Annotated in this window: 18 protein-coding genes; 8 read left to right on the top strand and 10 right to left on the bottom strand. The window is 31.6% G+C overall.

From position 1 onward, the window contains the following. Nucleotides 1–75 precede the first annotated feature (75 nt). Nucleotides 76–360, bottom strand: coding sequence for a DUF2752 domain-containing protein (locus AAYQ05_RS12180; RefSeq protein ID WP_343543620.1), 285 nt, complete (start codon nt 358–360; stop codon nt 76–78). A gap of 108 nt (nt 361–468) precedes the next feature. Here AAYQ05_RS12180 and AAYQ05_RS12175 point away from each other — a divergent pair, with 108 nt between their 5' ends. Next, entirely contained in the window at nt 469–642 is a 174-nt protein-coding gene (locus tag AAYQ05_RS12175) for a hypothetical protein (protein WP_008462622.1), read from the top strand. A gap of 1 nt (nt 643) precedes the next feature. After that, nucleotides 644–1,195, top strand: coding sequence for a DUF8465 domain-containing protein (locus tag AAYQ05_RS12170; RefSeq protein WP_343543619.1), 552 nt, complete (start codon nt 644–646; stop codon nt 1,193–1,195). 149 nt (nt 1,196–1,344) lie between these two features. Here AAYQ05_RS12170 and AAYQ05_RS12165 read toward each other — a convergent pair whose 3' ends face one another. Then, entirely contained in the window at nt 1,345–2,340 is a 996-nt protein-coding gene (locus AAYQ05_RS12165; protein ID WP_343543618.1) for a hypothetical protein, read from the bottom strand. Nucleotides 2,341–2,427: 87 nt separating this feature from the next. On the opposite strand from AAYQ05_RS12165, the gene AAYQ05_RS12160 reads away from it, so the two are divergent. Further along, nucleotides 2,428–3,552 (top strand): cysteine desulfurase family protein, encoded by a 1,125-nt coding sequence (locus AAYQ05_RS12160; protein ID WP_343543616.1) that lies wholly within the window; start codon nt 2,428–2,430, stop codon nt 3,550–3,552. A gap of 276 nt (nt 3,553–3,828) precedes the next feature. Here AAYQ05_RS12160 and AAYQ05_RS12155 read toward each other — a convergent pair whose 3' ends face one another. From AAYQ05_RS12155 to AAYQ05_RS12145, 3 genes are all read right to left on the bottom strand, one after another. Continuing rightward, the gene (locus AAYQ05_RS12155) at nt 3,829–4,389 is read right to left on the bottom strand and encodes an L-threonylcarbamoyladenylate synthase (RefSeq protein ID WP_260669478.1); all 561 of its coding nucleotides are present in this window, start codon (nt 4,387–4,389) and stop codon (nt 3,829–3,831) included. A gap of 122 nt (nt 4,390–4,511) precedes the next feature. Further along, nucleotides 4,512–5,675 (bottom strand): acyltransferase family protein, encoded by a 1,164-nt coding sequence (locus tag AAYQ05_RS12150; RefSeq protein ID WP_343543613.1) that lies wholly within the window; start codon nt 5,673–5,675, stop codon nt 4,512–4,514. A gap of 155 nt (nt 5,676–5,830) precedes the next feature. After that, nucleotides 5,831–6,796 (bottom strand): WaaS/CpsH family glycosyltransferase, encoded by a 966-nt coding sequence (locus AAYQ05_RS12145; RefSeq protein WP_343543612.1) that lies wholly within the window; start codon nt 6,794–6,796, stop codon nt 5,831–5,833. 60 nt (nt 6,797–6,856) lie between these two features. Between AAYQ05_RS12145 and AAYQ05_RS12140 the strand changes: the two genes are divergently transcribed. After that, entirely contained in the window at nt 6,857–7,624 is a 768-nt protein-coding gene (locus AAYQ05_RS12140; protein ID WP_177210161.1) for a lipopolysaccharide kinase InaA family protein, read from the top strand. Here AAYQ05_RS12140 and AAYQ05_RS12135 read toward each other — a convergent pair. Continuing rightward, nucleotides 7,605–8,375, bottom strand: coding sequence for a glycosyltransferase family 2 protein (locus tag AAYQ05_RS12135; RefSeq protein WP_343543611.1), 771 nt, complete (start codon nt 8,373–8,375; stop codon nt 7,605–7,607). The genes AAYQ05_RS12140 and AAYQ05_RS12135 overlap by 20 nt on opposite strands. A 21-nt stretch (nt 8,376–8,396) precedes the next feature. Continuing rightward, nucleotides 8,397–9,461 (bottom strand): glycosyltransferase family 9 protein, encoded by a 1,065-nt coding sequence (locus AAYQ05_RS12130; protein ID WP_343543609.1) that lies wholly within the window; start codon nt 9,459–9,461, stop codon nt 8,397–8,399. Nucleotides 9,462–9,590: 129 nt separating this feature from the next. Here AAYQ05_RS12130 and AAYQ05_RS12125 point away from each other — a divergent pair, with 129 nt between their 5' ends. After that, the gene (locus tag AAYQ05_RS12125) at nt 9,591–10,346 is read left to right on the top strand and encodes a glycosyltransferase family 2 protein (protein WP_343543622.1); all 756 of its coding nucleotides are present in this window, start codon (nt 9,591–9,593) and stop codon (nt 10,344–10,346) included. Between the two features lie 140 nt (nt 10,347–10,486). Here AAYQ05_RS12125 and AAYQ05_RS12120 read toward each other — a convergent pair whose 3' ends face one another. The 3 genes from AAYQ05_RS12120 to AAYQ05_RS12110 form a co-directional block, all read right to left on the bottom strand. After that, the gene (locus AAYQ05_RS12120) at nt 10,487–11,458 is read right to left on the bottom strand and encodes a WaaS/CpsH family glycosyltransferase (protein WP_343543607.1); all 972 of its coding nucleotides are present in this window, start codon (nt 11,456–11,458) and stop codon (nt 10,487–10,489) included. Nucleotides 11,459–11,637: 179 nt separating this feature from the next. Then, nucleotides 11,638–13,413, bottom strand: a complete 1,776-nt coding sequence (locus tag AAYQ05_RS12115; protein ID WP_343543605.1) for an LTA synthase family protein — start codon at nt 13,411–13,413, stop codon at nt 11,638–11,640. Between the two features lie 258 nt (nt 13,414–13,671). Then, on the bottom strand, nt 13,672–14,487 hold the full coding sequence (locus AAYQ05_RS12110) for a 2,3,4,5-tetrahydropyridine-2,6-dicarboxylate N-succinyltransferase (protein WP_008462641.1): 816 nt from the start codon (nt 14,485–14,487) through the stop codon (nt 13,672–13,674). A 262-nt stretch (nt 14,488–14,749) separates the two neighbouring features. Between AAYQ05_RS12110 and AAYQ05_RS12105 the strand changes: the two genes are divergently transcribed. From AAYQ05_RS12105 to AAYQ05_RS12095, 3 genes are all read left to right on the top strand, one after another. Next, entirely contained in the window at nt 14,750–15,382 is a 633-nt protein-coding gene (locus AAYQ05_RS12105; RefSeq protein ID WP_111378541.1) for a PAS domain-containing protein, read from the top strand. 156 nt (nt 15,383–15,538) lie between these two features. After that, on the top strand, nt 15,539–15,952 hold the full coding sequence (ruvX, locus tag AAYQ05_RS12100; RefSeq protein ID WP_177210155.1) for a Holliday junction resolvase RuvX: 414 nt from the start codon (nt 15,539–15,541) through the stop codon (nt 15,950–15,952). A gap of 126 nt (nt 15,953–16,078) precedes the next feature. Next, a complete protein-coding gene (locus AAYQ05_RS12095) occupies nt 16,079–17,572 on the top strand; it encodes a malate:quinone oxidoreductase (RefSeq protein WP_177210154.1) in 1,494 nt (497 codons plus the stop codon). Nucleotides 17,573–17,580 lie beyond the last annotated feature (8 nt).

Raw genomic sequence — 17,580 nt, 5'->3', positions numbered from 1 at the left:
AAAATCTAAAATCTAAAATCTAAAATCTAAAATCTAAAATCTAAAATCTAAAATCTAAAATCTAAAATCTAAAATCTAAAAATAAAAATGTTTTAGATAATATCCGCCAAGCATAAAAAATAGATTTATAATAGCCATTTTCCAGATTAGTTTTTTATAGTTTCTAGACTTGTCTAAAAAATGAAAGGCAATAAAAATAGAGAGTAAAAGGCAGGTATAAATGGCAGGATACATTTTAAAAGCAGCCAAAAAATCACCTTGAAAAAGTAAGAATAGAGATCGCTGAAATCCGCATCCTAAACAGTCATAACCAAACACGGTTTTGAACAGACAAGGAATCATGTATTTCTCTAAACTCATGGCAGATCTTTTTTGCAATTTTACTAAAAAAATATGACAAACGTTTAGGGAAGTAGTGGAGCGCTATCTGAAAGTTTTATATTTTTGAAATCTTAAAATAAAGAAAGGATGAAAACTTTTAAAATTATAATAATGATTCTTGCGATTTCGGTTGCGTTATACGAACAGGTTTCGGAAGAGAAGAACATCTATATCATGATTGCTGCAATTGTAGTTTTCATGTTCGGAATGATGCAGCTGAGTGCAAAAACGCCAAGTAAAAATAACGATAAAGAAGAGTAGGATGTTGGCAAAAGGAGATAAGGTTTCGGTACTAGACGAAGCTATAAACGGAACAGTAGTTTCGGTTAAAAATAACGAGGTTTTGATAGAAACTGAAGACGGATTTATGATGACATTTTTAGTCAACGAATTGCTTAAAATTCAAGAAACCAGTAATTTAATGAATTCTATTAAAAGAATTAATTTAGATGAAATTTCGAAGGAGAAAACAGAGCCAAAACCGAGAAGTTTTGTTAAAGAAAAGAAAGATAAGCGCGAAGTTGGCGTTCCAGAGTTTGATTTACACATCGAAAAATTGGTTCCTAATAAGCGCGGAATGTCGAACTATGATATTTTGACATTACAGACGGAAACGGCAAAAAGACATATCGAATTTGCGATAAGAAACCGCATTCCGAAAATCGTTTTTATTCATGGTGTTGGTGAAGGGATTTTGAAAGCTGAACTTGATTTTTTATTAGGACGTTATGACGGAATTGATTTCCAAGATGCCAATTATCAAAAGTATGGTCTTGGAGCTACCGAAGTTTATATAAGACAAAGCAATAAATAATACGGCTCTTTAAGCGTATAAAAAGCTTACTTGTAAAGCATAAAAAAACGTCTGTTTTTTGATTCGATTTTATTGTAAAATCATCTCAAAAAACAGACGTTTTTTTGTAAGAATTATTTCTGCTGATTTCTTTTCAGAAATCTACTTTTTTAGTTTGTTTTTGGTCTGGTAATTTTTCCAAGAACGAAACTGCTTCCCAATTTAAAGCTGCTATTACCCTTCTCTAAAATTACATTTTTAAGTACTATTGTGTGCTCATAAATTTGTCCAGTTAAAGTAGTGGTTACTTCAATAATTCCACTTTCATTTGGCTTGCCGAGCTGTCCTGTCCAGGTTTCTTCAATTGCAGGTGCAGACGGCTGTAATTTGGCACAAACAAAAGCTGGTGTTATAGATCCAGTTCCTTCTTTTGCAGTTTTATAAAATACTTTATTCTGTGTTGCTGTTATTAAACTTGTACGAGGTTGACCTGGAGTAATGGGCTCTGCAAACAATGTTGGATCGATATCGTCAATAGATAAATAAAACGTATTGTTGTAATTGTATACTCTAGCAACTTCATCGCACTCATATGCAGAACCATTCGGATTGGTTTTGAAAGTTAGATTGGCTGGTGTTATAGAGGTATTGTATTTTCCAAACACAAATTCTGCTTCCGTTTGGTTTCCAGCCGGTTTTGCAAATGTTATATTTTTAAAAACAATTGTGTGTTCGTAACCTGTAATTCGAGTTCCTCCGTCATTATTACTATTGGGCGGATCTATTTGTTTAGTGGTAATTTCTATTATTCCATCAATTCCATTCCATTCTTCGGTTACTTTTGGATTGCTCGGCGGAATTGTACCACAGATATTGTCTTTTGCAACAGCTCCATCATAGGCTCTGTAAACTACACGATACGCGCCATTGCCTTTTGAATCTATTGTGTATGTTTTGGTGCCGTTATCATTGATGATCGCTCCTTCTGGCATTTGAAGTAAAAGAGCTTCCTGAGGTTTTAATTTATAAATTAAAGTATTAGTTGTAGGATCACAGGCTTGTGACGTTTCAATATCTGAAAAGTCTATATCATCCACAGTCAAATCCCCATCATCGCAACCATTCAAGAGAAGGGCAAATAATAGGAGGGCAGCATATTTTTTCATCGTAAAATTTATTTGGGTCAAAAATAGTGAAAAAATTGCCAAATGATATTTAAGATTTGACAATTGATATTTCTTAACTTTGCAGCAATGAAAAAAGTATATCTAGATAATGCCTCAACAACAGCCATGCGTCCTGAAGTAATTCAGGAAATGACAAGGATTATGCTTGAGGATTATGGAAATCCGTCGTCTACACATAGTTTTGGACGAAACGCTAAAACCATCTTGGAGCTTTCAAGAAAAAGCATTGCCAAACATCTCAATTGTACTGCTCAAGAAATCATTTTTACTTCTGGCGGAACGGAAGCTGACAACTGGATTTTGCGTTCTGCTGTTGAAGATTTAAAAGTAGAAAGAATCATTACTTCAAAAATTGAACATCATGCTGTTTTGCATACCGTTTGGGTGCTTCAGGAAGAGTATAATGTTCAAGTTGATTACGTAAATGTAAATGAAGACGGAAGTTTAGATTTAACGCATTTGTCTAATTTATTGGCTGAAGAAAAAAAGACTTTAGTTAGTTTAATGCATATCAATAACGAAACGGGAACAATTTTAGATCTAGATCGAGTTAGTTTGATTTGCAAGCAGTATAATGCTTTGTTTCATTCAGATACAGTTCAATCTGTTGGAAAAACCGAAATTGACCTGCAAAAGACTCCTGTTGACTTTATTTTGGCTAGTGCACATAAGTTTCACGGACCAAAAGGAATTGGGTTCGCTTTTGTCAGAAAAAATTCTGGGTTACAGCCGTTGCTTTTTGGAGGCGAACAAGAAAAAGGGCTTCGTGCAGGAACAGAAGCCGTACATCAGATTGCTGGAATGGCAAAAGGGTTGTCTATTTCATACGAAAAACTAAATGAAGAAAGAGCTTATATCTTGGGAATAAAAAACTATTTGATTGAGCAGTTAGAAATTCATTTTCCAGATTTTAGAATCAACGGAAAGAAAGATGATTTCTATAACATCATCAATATTATTCTGCCGTTTTCGTCAGACAAAACTTCAATGCTGCTTTTTAGTCTAGATATGAAAGGAATCGCGGTTTCTAGAGGAAGTGCCTGTCAATCTGGAAGTATAAAACCTTCACATGTTTTAAATGAAATGCTTTCGGAGGCTGATTTAAAATTACCAAATCTCCGAATTTCATTTAGTCATTATAACACTAAAGAAGATATCGATTGGCTTATTGAGAGTTTGAAAACGGTCTAAGTTGCTAAGATTCTAAGGTTCTGAGATTCTAAGTTTTTTTAACCGCGAAGCACGCTAAGAATTACACAAAGGTCGCAAAGAAGCTTTTATTGAGAATCTAAATAGAGTTAAAAAAAGTTCGCAAAGCTTTGTCAAAATAAGCTTTGCGAACTTTTTCATTTTAATAGCTGTAAAAAAAACTTTGCGACCTTTGCGTAATTCTTTGTGACTTTGCGGTAAAAACTATACTCAAAGTTTTTTCAAAAACTTGAAACCTGAAACTTGAAACAAAAAAAACTATTTTCGAATTACTTTTACTTGCGAATCTTTAGTCAATTTGATAATGGTTGAAGATTTTCCGTTGACTTTGTCTTGGTTTAATTTTACAACATAATCAACGCCGTTGATAATTTCAGGGCTGATGTCTTTGAAACTTTGCGGTGTTGGCTGTCCAGAAATATTAGCCGAAGTAGAAACTAAAGGTTTTTTCATTCTTTCCATCAATTTGTAGCAAAAAGGTTCTTTTACCAATCTAACTCCAAGAGATTTGTCGGCCGCAATGATGTTTGGCGCAACGTTTCTGGCGTCGTCTAAAATTAAAGTAGTTGGCTTTTCAGATAAATCCATAATTTGCCATGCAACTTCAGGAATGTCTTTAAAAACATTGTACATCATTTTTTCGCTATTCATCAAAACAATCATACTTTGTGTTTCTGCACGTTGTTTTAATTTGTAAATTTTAGCAACAGCCTCTGCATTTGTGGCATCACAGCCAATTCCCCAAACGGTATCAGTTGGGTACAAGATTATGCCTCCGTTTTTAATTACCTCGTATGCGTTGATGATTTCCTCGTTCATTTTACAAATTATAATTTACTTCATTAAGGTTGCAAAGTTATAAATTTTACTTGTAAAAGCTTTTTAGAGTTTGAAAATAGAAGCGTTTAAAGTTTTTGTGGCTATTTACTGGAAGTAGATGTTTATGATTTTACTACAGAAGATTTTAATTTAACCTTCGCCAGTTCCATCAATGGATGCTCAATATATTTGAATGTTAGCTGGCTGATGAAAATTAACGGGAAAATTGACAAGGAAATGATCGACCAGAATTCTAACTCAGTTAGATTTTTTGCTCTTTCAAACCCGATGACAAAATAAAAAAGGACGAATAATAAAATGCCGTGCAGTAAATAAATGCTATAGGTGATTTGTCCAAATTTGCGTGAAAAAGTGCTTGACAGAAGCCCAAAAAAGCTATTTCCAGAAGCAATTATGATAAATACAATCGTAGTGATGATGATTGGAATAGGCTTTCTTCCGCTATTGAAGAAATAAATAGAACTTGCAATTAGTAAAATAGCTAGAAAAGCATATTTTTTCTGTTTTAAAACAGCTCCCAATTTATTTTTGCTAATTACTAAAGCCGCAATAATGCCTCCAAGAAAAGGGAAAAAGTGTCGTAATGAAGATTCATTAATAATCATTATAATAGCTGCAGTCGAGATAAATAGCAATAATGTCTTATAGTTTACTTTAATCTTAAAAAACAACGCAATAAGAGGCAATATAAAGTAGAAAGCCCATTCGTACGGAAGCGTCCAGGTTACTCCAGCATTAAATAAAAAACTGTCTTCTAGTCCGTTAATGCTTAACCCCTTTCTTACGTTGAAAAATATCCATGAAAGCAAATGCAGGAGGTTTTCAAAAAAGGGAATTCTTGTTTTAAAATTGGTTAAATAACCTGCGATAAAGAATATAATTCCAACAGAAAAAAGATACATCGGGAAAAGTCTGTACAGACGAGCATTAATATAAGCCGACCAATCGATTTGTTTGTTTTTGCTGTTGATTAATTTTAGGGTAAATAAAAAAGCGGTGATTACAAAGAAAAAAGCAACCGTAGTCTGTCCAAAGTGATTGAATAAATTTGATTTTGGTTCTTCCCATTCTTCATTTTGAAGAAAAAAACGCCAGATGTAACTGTGATGAAGGAAAACAAAAAATGCTAAATAACCTCTTAAGCCATCAATTTCTGGATAACGAACTTCTTGAGCATCTATTTTTACTACTCTATTAGTAATAATTACTGAAAAAATAAGAGCAAGTAAGATGAGGGAAAAACAAAGCAAGAAGGTTAATGTCATTTTTGAGAGGATAGCTTTTTATTGAGATATTTTTTAACAGATTTTTAATATTTGAGCAAAAATAGGAAACATTTTCAAATGCAAAAATATTAGGGTTAAAATTATCCTAAACAAAATAGGAATCCTTACAAGCGTAAAATGATTTTTATTAGCAATTAAGAAGAAAGACTTTCTTGAAAAATAACTCGATTTGTCCAGCCTTTTAAAGTGTATTGGCTTAAAATAGAATCTGGAATTTTCTCGTATTCATTTTCAAAAAAAGCTACGGGGATAACTGGATTTTTTTCGTCAATAATTAAAATATTATTTGGATTGTAAAAATCGTAGTTTTTAATATCTGTATTTGTTGTTATAAGTTTCTTCTCTAAACCCAAACTTTCAAAAACCCTAAATGTAAGTCCGATTTGACCAAGTCGATTAATGTCTAAAAGCACTTTTGATCGATTGATATAATCATTTACTTCACTCAAAGGCATATGACTTTTTATATAAGTAATGTTTTTATCACTGTCTTTTTGCTTTTTATCGTAAACAATGAATTTAAATTTTGAATGTTGCGAAGCCAGATTGGCTGCGATTCTTTTTAATATTGGTAGTCTTTTGTCAATTGAACTAATATTGAAAACATCATATTCAAATTGATTATTTTGGATAGCGTTTTCTGAATTATAAATCCAATTTGGCGCAAATTTTAAATTGAATTTTTCGCAGTCTTCTTTTTCAAATGAGAAAACTTCATCAAAACAATGAAGGACACGTTTAATTTTTGGACATCGATAAATGTTGTCATTAAAAAATCCTACTGATTTTTTGGTATATTTTTTAAATTCTAAAATGCTTTCAGGAGTTATAAAGTCTCCTTTTATGGTTAAAATTACATCTTGAATCTGATCGTTTTTCTTTAATTCATTGATGATTTCTTTTCCGTAGTGCTGGTGCTTTAAATTTGTTTTGAAGAACGCTTTTAATACAAGATTATATGCTTTATGAAATATAGAAGGATATTTGTATTTGAAAGTATTAAAATCGATATGGCGAACAGTATGTCCTTGTTTTTCTAAGTCTGCCGCTATATGTTTGTTAAGTCCCCAGTTGTCTAAACTTATAAGAGTAATATGCATTATCTACGAAATAGTTTTTATTAGTTGGTAAAACTAGCTAAATTTGCTGAAACAATTTTTATGATTTTAAGATTAAATCGCGGATATGAAAAATTTGAAAATATTCTTCTAGAATATATTCGTTTTTTCGATACAAAAGGAGAGGACTTTGTAATTGGCCAGCGCAATCAGATAAAACTTTTTGATTTAGACGATAAAAAGATAAACATAAAATCGTTTAAGGTTCCGCACTTTATCAATAAAATCGCTTATAAATACTTCAGAAAATCAAAAGCAAAACGCTCTTTTGAGTTTGCAAACAAATTGTTAGAATTAGGTGTAGGAACTCCAAAACCTATTGCATTTGCTGAATTTTCATCACTACTAGGTTTAGAAAAAAGCTTTTACGTAAGTGAGCAATTACAATGTGATCTTACTTATAGAGAATTAGTGGAAATACCAGATTTTCCAGACCGTGAAAACATCTTAAGACAGTTTACTAAATTTAGTTTCGATCTTCATGAAAAAGGAATTGAGTTTTTAGATCATTCTCCAGGAAATACTTTAATTAAAAAGAATGCCAGCGGAAATTATGATTTCTTTCTGGTAGATTTAAACAGAATGGAATTTCATAATTCTATGTCTTTTGAAATGCGTATGAAAAACTTGTGCCGTTTAACACCGTTGAAAGAAATGGTTGCGACAATGAGCAATGAATATGCGAAATATTATAAAGAAGCATCTGAAGAGAAAATTTTTGAGACTTTATGGAAATACACTTCAGATTTTCAAGAGAAGTTTTATAGAAAAAAACGCCTAAAAAAGAAGCTTAAATTCTGGAAGAAGTAATTTTTCTTAGTTCTTTATAGCGAATATAAACGCTGTAGGCATTCAAATAACATATAATTATACCTTTTTTGCCATCCAAAAAACCAAAACGGATTATAAACTGATACAAGAAAGTATATAAAGGGTGGAAAAGTTGCATTAGGAAATAAGACTTTTTTCCTTTTGCTGATTTTTCATTGGCTTTAAGAATGCCGTAATTATACATTTTTGATTTATAATCTTCATAAGAAGAATAAGAATAATGTATGATTTTGTGTTTTAAAGAAGCAATTTTTCCGTCGACAATTAATTTTTCGTGAACGGTTCTTTCCTCATTGTATCGGCATTTCGATTTATTAAAAAGCCTGAAAATCTTATCAGTTTGCCAGCCACTGAAATTCAGTCGGCTATTTTTAAACATAAAAATGCGATAGATAAAATAAGCACTTGCCGCATTTTCAGAATTAATTGCAGTAACGATTTCAGATTTTAATTCAGATGTTAGTCTTTCATCAGCGTCAATAAATAAAACCCATTGATTTTTGGCTTGGTCTAAGGCAAAATTTCGCTGTGCAGTATAATCAACAAAATGATTCTGGATTAATTTTACATTGGCAAAAGATTCAACAATGCTAACTGTTTTATCGGTGCTATAGGAATCAACAACAATGATTTCATCAGCAAAATCAATATCTTCAAGAAGCGATTTTATATGATCTTCTTCGTTAAGTGTAATAATCAAAACTGATAATTTCTGCTTTTCACTATTCATTAGAGATGCATTTTACTATTTTCAATTTTTATATTCTTGAAAATAAGTCTCTAGTTTTTTAAGCATTAATTCCAACGGATATTCCGCATAATATTCAAAAGTATGTTCTTTTATATATTGCTCTGTATGCTTCTCGTAGATCTCAGGTTTTAAGTCTTTTAAATGGATAGAAGCATTTTTCGCTTCATTTTCAAAAAGTTGCCATGTTTCTTTTCGAACAGAAGGCGTAAAAATAGAGAAAGTCGGAATCTCGAGAGCTTTTGCCATGTTTACAGCGCCACCTTCATTTCCAATCAGCATTTCACATTGAGAAAGTATCGCTAAGAACTGACGTAGATCGGTAGCGTACAAATCAAAAATAATATGCTTTTTCGTTTCTTCAGAACAATGATTATATACCTCCAGAGCTTGTTCTTTCTGATTCGGAATATAATTAAACAGTATAGTTGCGTTTGTTTTGGCTACTGTAAAATCAATAATTTTTGCCATTCCTTCAAGCGGATAAGTTTTATAGTGCTCGCTTCCTAAAATTCCAAACATGATCAATGGTTTTTCAGGATCTACATTATAGCTTTTTAAAATATTTTTTGCTTCGGTAATCTCAGATTCTTTTAAAAAGATTTTCGGTTTTACGTTTGTTATCTTTTCAGAGAAAAAAGGTTTAAGCAATAATAGTCTGTTTTCAATCGCAAGACCAAATTCTGATTTTATAGCATCAAAACGCTCATAGCTATAATTGTAAAAAATATTAGAATACCATTTGTGGTATGAAACTTTGTATTTTGCGCCAGAGAAAAATGTGATTAGGCTAGTTCCTAATTTACTATAAACATCAATTACAGCATCATATTTTTTTCTTCGCATCTCAAAAATGAACTTAATAAACCCAAAAGTCGATTTTCTGATTTTATTAGTTACCGGAATAATGTTATCGATATTTGGATTTTCTAGAAGAACATCAATCGAATTAGGATAACACATGTAGTCAATTGTAGAATCTGGGAATTTGGCTTTAAGATTGTTACAAATAATTGTGCTCGTTAAGACATCTCCAATTCTCTTTTGTTGGATAACTAATATTCTCATTTGTTTTTGTGGTATCAATTTTCAAGGCTAAAGTACAAACTATTTTATGAAGTGTACAAGAGATGGTATTAATAAGATTGAACTAAATTAAAAAGTTATATTTTTGTGCTCAACAAATTAAAATTAACAATGGGAATTAGCGGTTTGGTTATTACTTTCAATGAGGAAAAAAACATTGGGAAATGTATAGATGCCTTATTTAAAGTTTGTGACGAAGTTATTATTGTAGATTCTTTCAGTAAAGATCGTACGGTAGAAATAGCTCAAGAGAAAGGAGCGCAAGTTATTCAGCAGGCATTTCTAGGAGACGGTCCACAGCGTACCCACGGATTGCCCTTTTGTAAAAACGACTGGATTTTAAATCTTGATGCCGATGAGTTTCTAGATAAAGATGCCGAAGAATTTATTCTAAAGAAAAAGTATCTGGAAGGAAATTACGATGCTTTCAGCTTTAGAGTAAAAAACTTTTTAGCCGATAAATTAATTGATTTTTCAGGATGGTATCCAGATCATAAAGTTCGTTTTTTTAATAAACAAACAGCGCATCCTTCTGATTCTAAAGTGCATCAGAAAATTGTTGCTCAGAATGAGAAAAAAGTTGCTGTACATATTTTGCATTACGGATGGGATTCTTTTGATCAGATTATTGCTAAAAAGAACCAATATTCAGGATGGCATGCGCAGCAATTATATGATCAAGGTAAGCGAATTGGCGCTTTTAAACCTGTTCTTAATGGAACTGTAGCTTTTGTACGTTGTTATTTCTTCAAGAAAGGAATCTTCAATGGTCTTGATGGATTGTCAATTGCAATGATTCAGGCTTTTTTCTCTTATATGAAATATGCTAAGCTTATAAAGCTTCAAAAAAGTAAAAAAAAGAGGTGATTTTAAATCACCTCTTTTTTTTGTAATTTTCTATTAGAACTGATTTTATTTATATCTTGATAGATATTTAAAATTTGAGTCAAAATAGAAAAGAAGATCTCTTAAATAGGTTAAAATGAAGTTCTTAAATCATTCAAGTTTCATGATATTTGGCTATTACTATCTAAAGTAAAAACCGTTTCGATCCAATTTTCAATAGTATATTTTTTATAAATATCATCAGGAATTGGCTCATAAGAAGATGTAAAGAAATCCATATCAAAATTTATGTTCTTTTCATCAATGACTAAAATGTTTTTAGGATTATAAAAATCATATTGAACAATGTTATGATTTGTTGTAATTAATTTTTTTTGCAGGCCTAAACTTTCAAATACTCTAAAAGTTAACCCGTTTTGCTCTTTACGATGGATATCTAGTAATAGTTTCGAATCATGTACTAATTTATTTACTAGATCAATATGAATAGATTCTGAAATGAATTCTACATTAAGATCTTTAAGTTTGTTTTTCTTATCATGAATGATGAATTTAAATGATATTCCTTTTCCTTTCAATTCTTTAGCGATTTTACATATAGTCCTAAATCTATTGTCTTTTGAACTAATATTAAAAACGTCATATTTAAAAGCTCTTCCTGTATTTAACTTTGATTCCCTGTAAATAAAGTTTGTTATGAATTTTAGATTGTATTTTAAAGCATCTTCTTTTTCAAATGTATAAACTTCATCAAAATTTGAAATTGTCGATATTATTTTTGGACAACGTTTAATATTGTCATTGAAAAAAGCAATTGATTTTTTAGTATATTTTTTAAAATCCAAAATCTTTTTCGGATCGATAAAATCGCCTTTTATAGTTAAAATTATATCTTGAATTTGTCCTAGTTCCTCTAAACGATTATTTATCTCAGTGCCAAAATGAATGTTCTTTATGTTCTTATTAAAAAATGCCTTTAGAAAAAAATTATAAATGCGGTATGAAAAATTTGGATACTTATATTTAAATGTATTAAAATCAATATGGTTTACGATATGTCCTCTTTTTTTTAGTGCTTCAACAATATTTTGATTGTATCCCCAATTGTCATGGCTAATGATAGTTATTTTCATTTATAAGAATGTTTTTGCTTTTTGATTGTAAAGCCAATTAAAAATGTAATTGGCAAATGTTTTACTTAAAAATGTGGTATCATTCTTATGTTTACAGAAAAAAACAGTTTAAAAAGTTTTAAAACCGTGAAACACATTCTGGGGAGATAATTTTAATGCTTTGAGTGAAAAAAAGACAATCAAAAACTAAGTTTATTATCAATAACTCTTTCGTTAAAGTTTTGAATATAGGCTTTTAGAAAATTTGAAATTTCTATTGTCTTGAATGTATTTTGAGTTTGTAAATTGTTTTTTAATAAAGGGTCTTTTTTCCAATTGTATAGTCCAATAACTTGATTGTTCGCAAAGGCTAGATAATAGTCGTCTTGAACACAATGATAAATTCCTTGCAAATAGAAGACGGCAAAATTTTGATTGCTTTTAAAGCTCTTTCCAAAAGAAATTAAATCTGTTTTTATGCCTAGATAGTCTATTATGCTAGGCATAATATCGATTTGTTGAAAGTTCTTTTCGTTTATACCGGAAAAATTTGGATTGCCTGGATCAAAGAATAAAATTGGAATATGAAATTTGCCAATTATAGTTTTGTCTATTTCTGATTCTCCGCTAGAAGAAGTATGATCTGCTGAAATGACAAACAATGTATTGTTGTACCATTTTTGCTTTTTGGCATTTTCAAAAAAACGTTTCAGAGAATAATCGGTATATGAAATACTTTCATGGATAACTGTTGTTCCTTTTGGGAATTTGTCTTTATATCTTTCTGGTATCGTGTATGGATTATGAGAAGAAATGGTAAAGATAGTGCTAAAGAAAGGTTCTGTAAAACTGGATAATTTTCCAGCAAAAAACTGTAAAAATTCTTCATCAAAAATTCCCCATTTTCCGTCAAAAGCTTCTGGGCCGATGTATTCGTCTTTGCCAAAGTATTTATCAAATCCTACAGCCTTTGCATATTGATCAAAATTTTGACTTCCGTTAAAGGCACCATGGAAAAAAGAAGTAGTGTATCCTTCCTTTTTAAGAATTGTAGGCAAACTATTCGTTTTGTCTAAAGAATAGCTAGAAATAATAAAAGAGTTGTTCATTAAGCTAGGTATGCTTGAAATAATTGATGGAACAGCGTCGATAGAGACTTTTCCATTGGCAAATCCATTTTTAAAGTAATAAGATTTTGTTATCAACGAATCTAAAAAAGGAGTTTGTTTTATGCCGATATTTTCATGACCAAAACTTTCTAAAATAATAATTACGACATTTTTTTTGCTTATTGTTTGAGCTTTTTTAAAAGACAAGATTGGTTTATATATTGAATCAAGATCTTTTTTATCAAAATAATTGACTTTCTCTATATCTTCTTTTTGAGATATTGTTTTTAATATACAGAAAGGTGTGTTTAAAATAAGCGGAGCGTTATTCAGAGAACTGTATTTGGCTGCGTCTACAATTCTAAGAGGTTTCTTTTGAAATCCCCCGCGCCCAATTATTAGCAGTAGAAAAACTGAGGTTAAAAAATAAAAAGATTGTTTTAAGAATTTTTCTTTTGTAAAACTTTTTATTTCGTTTTTGTTTTTAAAATTAGGTATCGATTTCCAAAAAAAGATGCTTAAGATAATGAACAGTAAAAGGATGTACCAAAATTCTTTTGCAAAAGAAAAAAACAAACCTAAAGCTTCTTTTTCCATTCCTTTTGCAGTAATCATGTTAAAAGTGCTTCTTCTTCCTGTGAATCGGAAATATATAACATCAATGAGATTTGCAGCAATGAACAAAAGATTGATTATGAAGAAAGAAACTTTTAATACTGTTTGATACGTTTGACGATACTTGAAATTTCCGGGAATTGCATGTGCTATTAAAAAAATTAAAGTTACATATGAAATAGCTGACAGGTCAAACAAAACGCTTCCCAGAATATTTTGAGCAGTTATATGATCAAAGTATTTAGTGTTCAAAACATAAAAAAAGATATTGCAAATTTGATAGATAAAAAAAATTAAAAAATATCTATAGAGAAATAATTTTAAGCTTGATGTATAATTTTTCATTAATAGGCATATAAATAGACTTCTTGTTTAGAAGTTTTTTAAAATGCGAAATTAGAATAATTTTCTTACTTTTTATTGTTTGTAAGATTTTTATTTTGTTATTTATATTGTGTATAAAAAAAGGGCGGTAAAGACCGCCCTAATATATCAAGATTTTTACATCAATTATACCGCAACATCGTACTCACGAAGCGCATTGTTTAAAGAAGTTTTTAAATCTGTAGATGGTTTACGAGTTCCAATAATTAAAGCGCAAGGAACTTGGTATTCTCCAGCTGCAAATTTCTTAGTATAGCTTCCTGGGATAACCACAGAACGAGCTGGCACATATCCTTTCATTTCAACTGGCTCATCACCTGTAACATCAATAATTTTTGTAGAAGCTGTTAAACATACGTTAGCTCCAAGAACTGCTTCTTTACCAACGTGAACACCTTCAACAACAATACAACGAGAACCAATAAAAGCACCGTCTTCAATAATTACTGGAGCAGCTTGCAATGGCTCAAGAACACCACCAATACCAACACCACCACTTAAGTGTACATTTTTACCAATTTGAGCACAGCTTCCTACAGTTGCCCAAGTGTCAACCATTGTTCCTTCGTCAACATAAGCACCAATGTTTACGTAACTTGGCATTAAAATTACACCGCTTGAGATGTAAGCTCCGTAACGCGCAACAGCATTTGGTACCACACGAATTCCTTTTTCAGCATAATTTCTTTTTAGCAACATTTTATCATGGTATTCAAAAATACCAGATTCCCATGTTTCCATTTTCTGAATCGGGAAATACATTACAACTGCTTTCTTAACCCATTCGTTTACTTGCCATTTGTCACCAACTGGTTCAGCAACACGTAATTTTCCAGCGTCTACCAATTCGATAACTTCTCTAATGGCATCAGTTGTTGTAGTTTCTTGCAATAAAGCTCTGTTTTCCCAAGCTTGTTCAATTATAGTCTGTAAAGAATTCATACGTTTAATTTTTTGGCAAAGATAAGGTATTTGTAGAAATGCAAAAAAGCAAAACAGCTTGAAAATGTTATAGATTTAACTTTTTGTTTCTTATTTGTAAGGTTAGTGGTGGTCTTATGTGTTTTTGATTAATCCTACTGCCACTAGAAGTTTTTTTTATATCAAAATATGACAAAAGTCAGGATTTCTGCTTTTTCTTCGCTTTAATTTCGCAGTGTTGATCAACATTCCATTCCATAAATAATCATATAAGCAGTAAAATATGAATCAAGAAAATCACCTTCAAAACAGAGTAATTATAGATAAAGAAGTAAGCTGGGATAAAACTCAGGTTATTATGAGTAAAACAAATGCATACGGAATAATCGAATACGCCAATGAAGTATTTGTAGATGTTTGCGGTTACGAAGACTATGAATTAATGGGACAGCCTCATAATATCATACGTCACCCGGATATGCCTAAAGTTATTTTTAAAGTGCTTTGGGAAAATCTTAAAAACGGAAAAAACTTTCACGCTATTGTAAAAAACCTTGCAAAGTCTGGAAGATACTATTGGGTAATTACCGATTTTGAAATTGCCCGCGATGAAAACGACGTTATTGTAAATTTTTTTGGTAGAAGACAAGCTGTGCCACAAGAAGTAATTGCATTGCATATTGAACCTTTGTATAAAAAGTTATTACAGATCGAAGCAGCAAGCGGAGTAGAATTTAGCGAAAAATACTTAATCGGATTCTTAGAAGAGAAAAAGAGAACTTACGTTGAATATATTAAGGAGCTGATTTACGAACATGAAAAGTCACAATCTAAGTTTGCTAATTATTCTGAAGAAGAGGATGCAGGAGAAGAGGAGGAGCATAGAGGCTTTTTTAGCCGATTGTTTGGAAGATAAATTGAGTTATTTTTTAGGTTTGAATATTTGGATAAAAGTCCGTCTTGAGTTTTCAAGGCGGATTTTTTTATTGAAAGAAATATTGAAAAAGTTTATTTTCAGTGAAATGGAAAATTAGAAAAATATTTTAAACTAAATTTGTTGAAAATTTTAAACATGCCAAGAATCCTTTCGATAGATTACGGACAAAAAAGAACTGGAATTGCAGTTACAGACGAAATGCAGATTATTGCTTCAGGCTTAACAACGATTCCGACTCATACTTTGATTGACTTTTTGAAAGATTATTTTGCTAAAGAAAAAGTCGAAGCAGTTTTGATTGGCGAACCAAAACAAATGAACGGTCTTCCGTCTGAAAGTGCTTCTGTGATTAACGGATTTGTAACTCACTTTTCGAATATCTTTCCAGACATGAAAGTAATTCGTGTTGATGAGCGTTTTACCTCTAAAATGGCATTTCAAACAATGATTGACAGTGGTTTAAATAAAAAGCAGCGTCAGAATAAAGGTTTGATAGACGAAATTTCTGCCACAATTCTGCTTCAAGATTATCTTTCCGCAAAAAAATAGCGCTGTTCGTCGTATTTTTTATTTATAATTTAATGGTTTTTAGAAAATCCTAACTTTTATCATCTAAAAATTAGTTTTTTTTTGCAATTAAAAAAGTACCTTTGCACTTTAAATAAAAATACTGTTATGCCTGACGAAACCATACGTTCAAATAGTGATGTAGTACTCATTGGCGCTGGAATAATGAGTGCCACTCTCGGAGTAATTTTGAAAGAATTACAACCAGATATAAAAATTGAAATTTACGAAAGATTAGATGTTGCCGCAGCAGAAAGCTCTGATGCTTGGAATAATGCAGGAACGGGACACTCGGCTTTTTGTGAACTAAATTATACTCCAGAAAAGGCAGACGGCAGTATCGATCCTAAAAAAGCAATTAGCATTGCAGAATCATTTGAGATTTCTCGCCAGTTTTGGTCTTACTTAGTGCAGCAAAACAAAGTGCCTTCTCCGGATAATTTTATTAAAAGTGTGCCTCATATGAGTTTTGTGTGGGGAGATAAAAATGTAGATTATTTAAAAAAGAGATTCGAAGCGCTTCAAAGCAACCCAATCTTCGCCGACATGACTTTCAGTACCGATTTTGAGCAACTTCAAAAATGGATGCCATTGGTAATGGAAGGCAGAAATGCTGATGAAAAATTAGCAGCAACACATATGGAAATTGGTACCGATGTTAATTTTGGTGCTTTAACAAGAAGTATGTTCAACTACTTAGAAAAATTAGACGGTGTTTCTTTGTTTTTTAATCACGAAGTTAAAAAACTAAGACAGCGTGAAGATAAATCTTGGAGAATTAAGATTAAAGATTTGTCAACAGGAAAGACTCGTAAGGCTTATACTAAATTTGTATTTATTGGTGCAGGAGGAGGATCTCTTCCTTTATTAGAAAAAGCAAACGTGCCAGAAGGAAACGGATACGGTGGTTTCCCTGTAAGCGGACAATGGCTGAAATGTACCAACCCAGAAGTAATTGCAAAGCATCAGGCAAAAGTATACGGAAAAGCAAGTGTTGGAGCTCCTCCAATGTCTGTGCCGCATATCGATACTCGTGTAATTGATGGAGAGAAAGCGCTTCTTTTTGGTCCATTTGCAGGATTTTCAACTCGTTTCCTTAAAAATGGTTCTTATTTAGATTTGCCTATGTCTATTAAGTCTAACAACTTAATTCCGATGTTGGCTGCTGGTTATCATAATATTCCATTAACGAAATATTTGATCGAACAGGTACGCCAGTCTCCAAAAGACAGAATGAAAGCTTTACGCGAATATCTTCCAACAGCACGTTCTAAAGATTGGAAATTGGAAAAAGCAGGACAGCGTGTTCAGGTTATCAAAAAAGACGAAAAAGAAGGTGGAGTTTTAGAATTTGGTACAGAAGTAATCAATACACACGACGGAAGTTTAGCGGTTTTATTAGGTGCTTCTCCTGGAGCTTCTACAGCTGTGGCAATTATGGTGGATTTGATTAGCAGATGTTTTACTCATCAAATTAAAACGCCAGAATGGCAAGCAAAATTAAAAACAATGATTCCGTCTTACGGACAAACTTTAAATGATAAGCCAGAACTTTTAGAGCAGCTTAGAAAACAAACAGCAGAAGTCTTAAAATTAAATTAAGCTTCTCA

The organism is Flavobacterium movens, assembly GCF_039581425.1.
GTDB classification, from domain to species: Bacteria; Bacteroidota; Bacteroidia; order Flavobacteriales; family Flavobacteriaceae; genus Flavobacterium; species Flavobacterium luteolum.
Note: the sequence above shows the minus strand (reverse complement) of the source record. Positions and strands in the feature narration are given on the sequence as shown.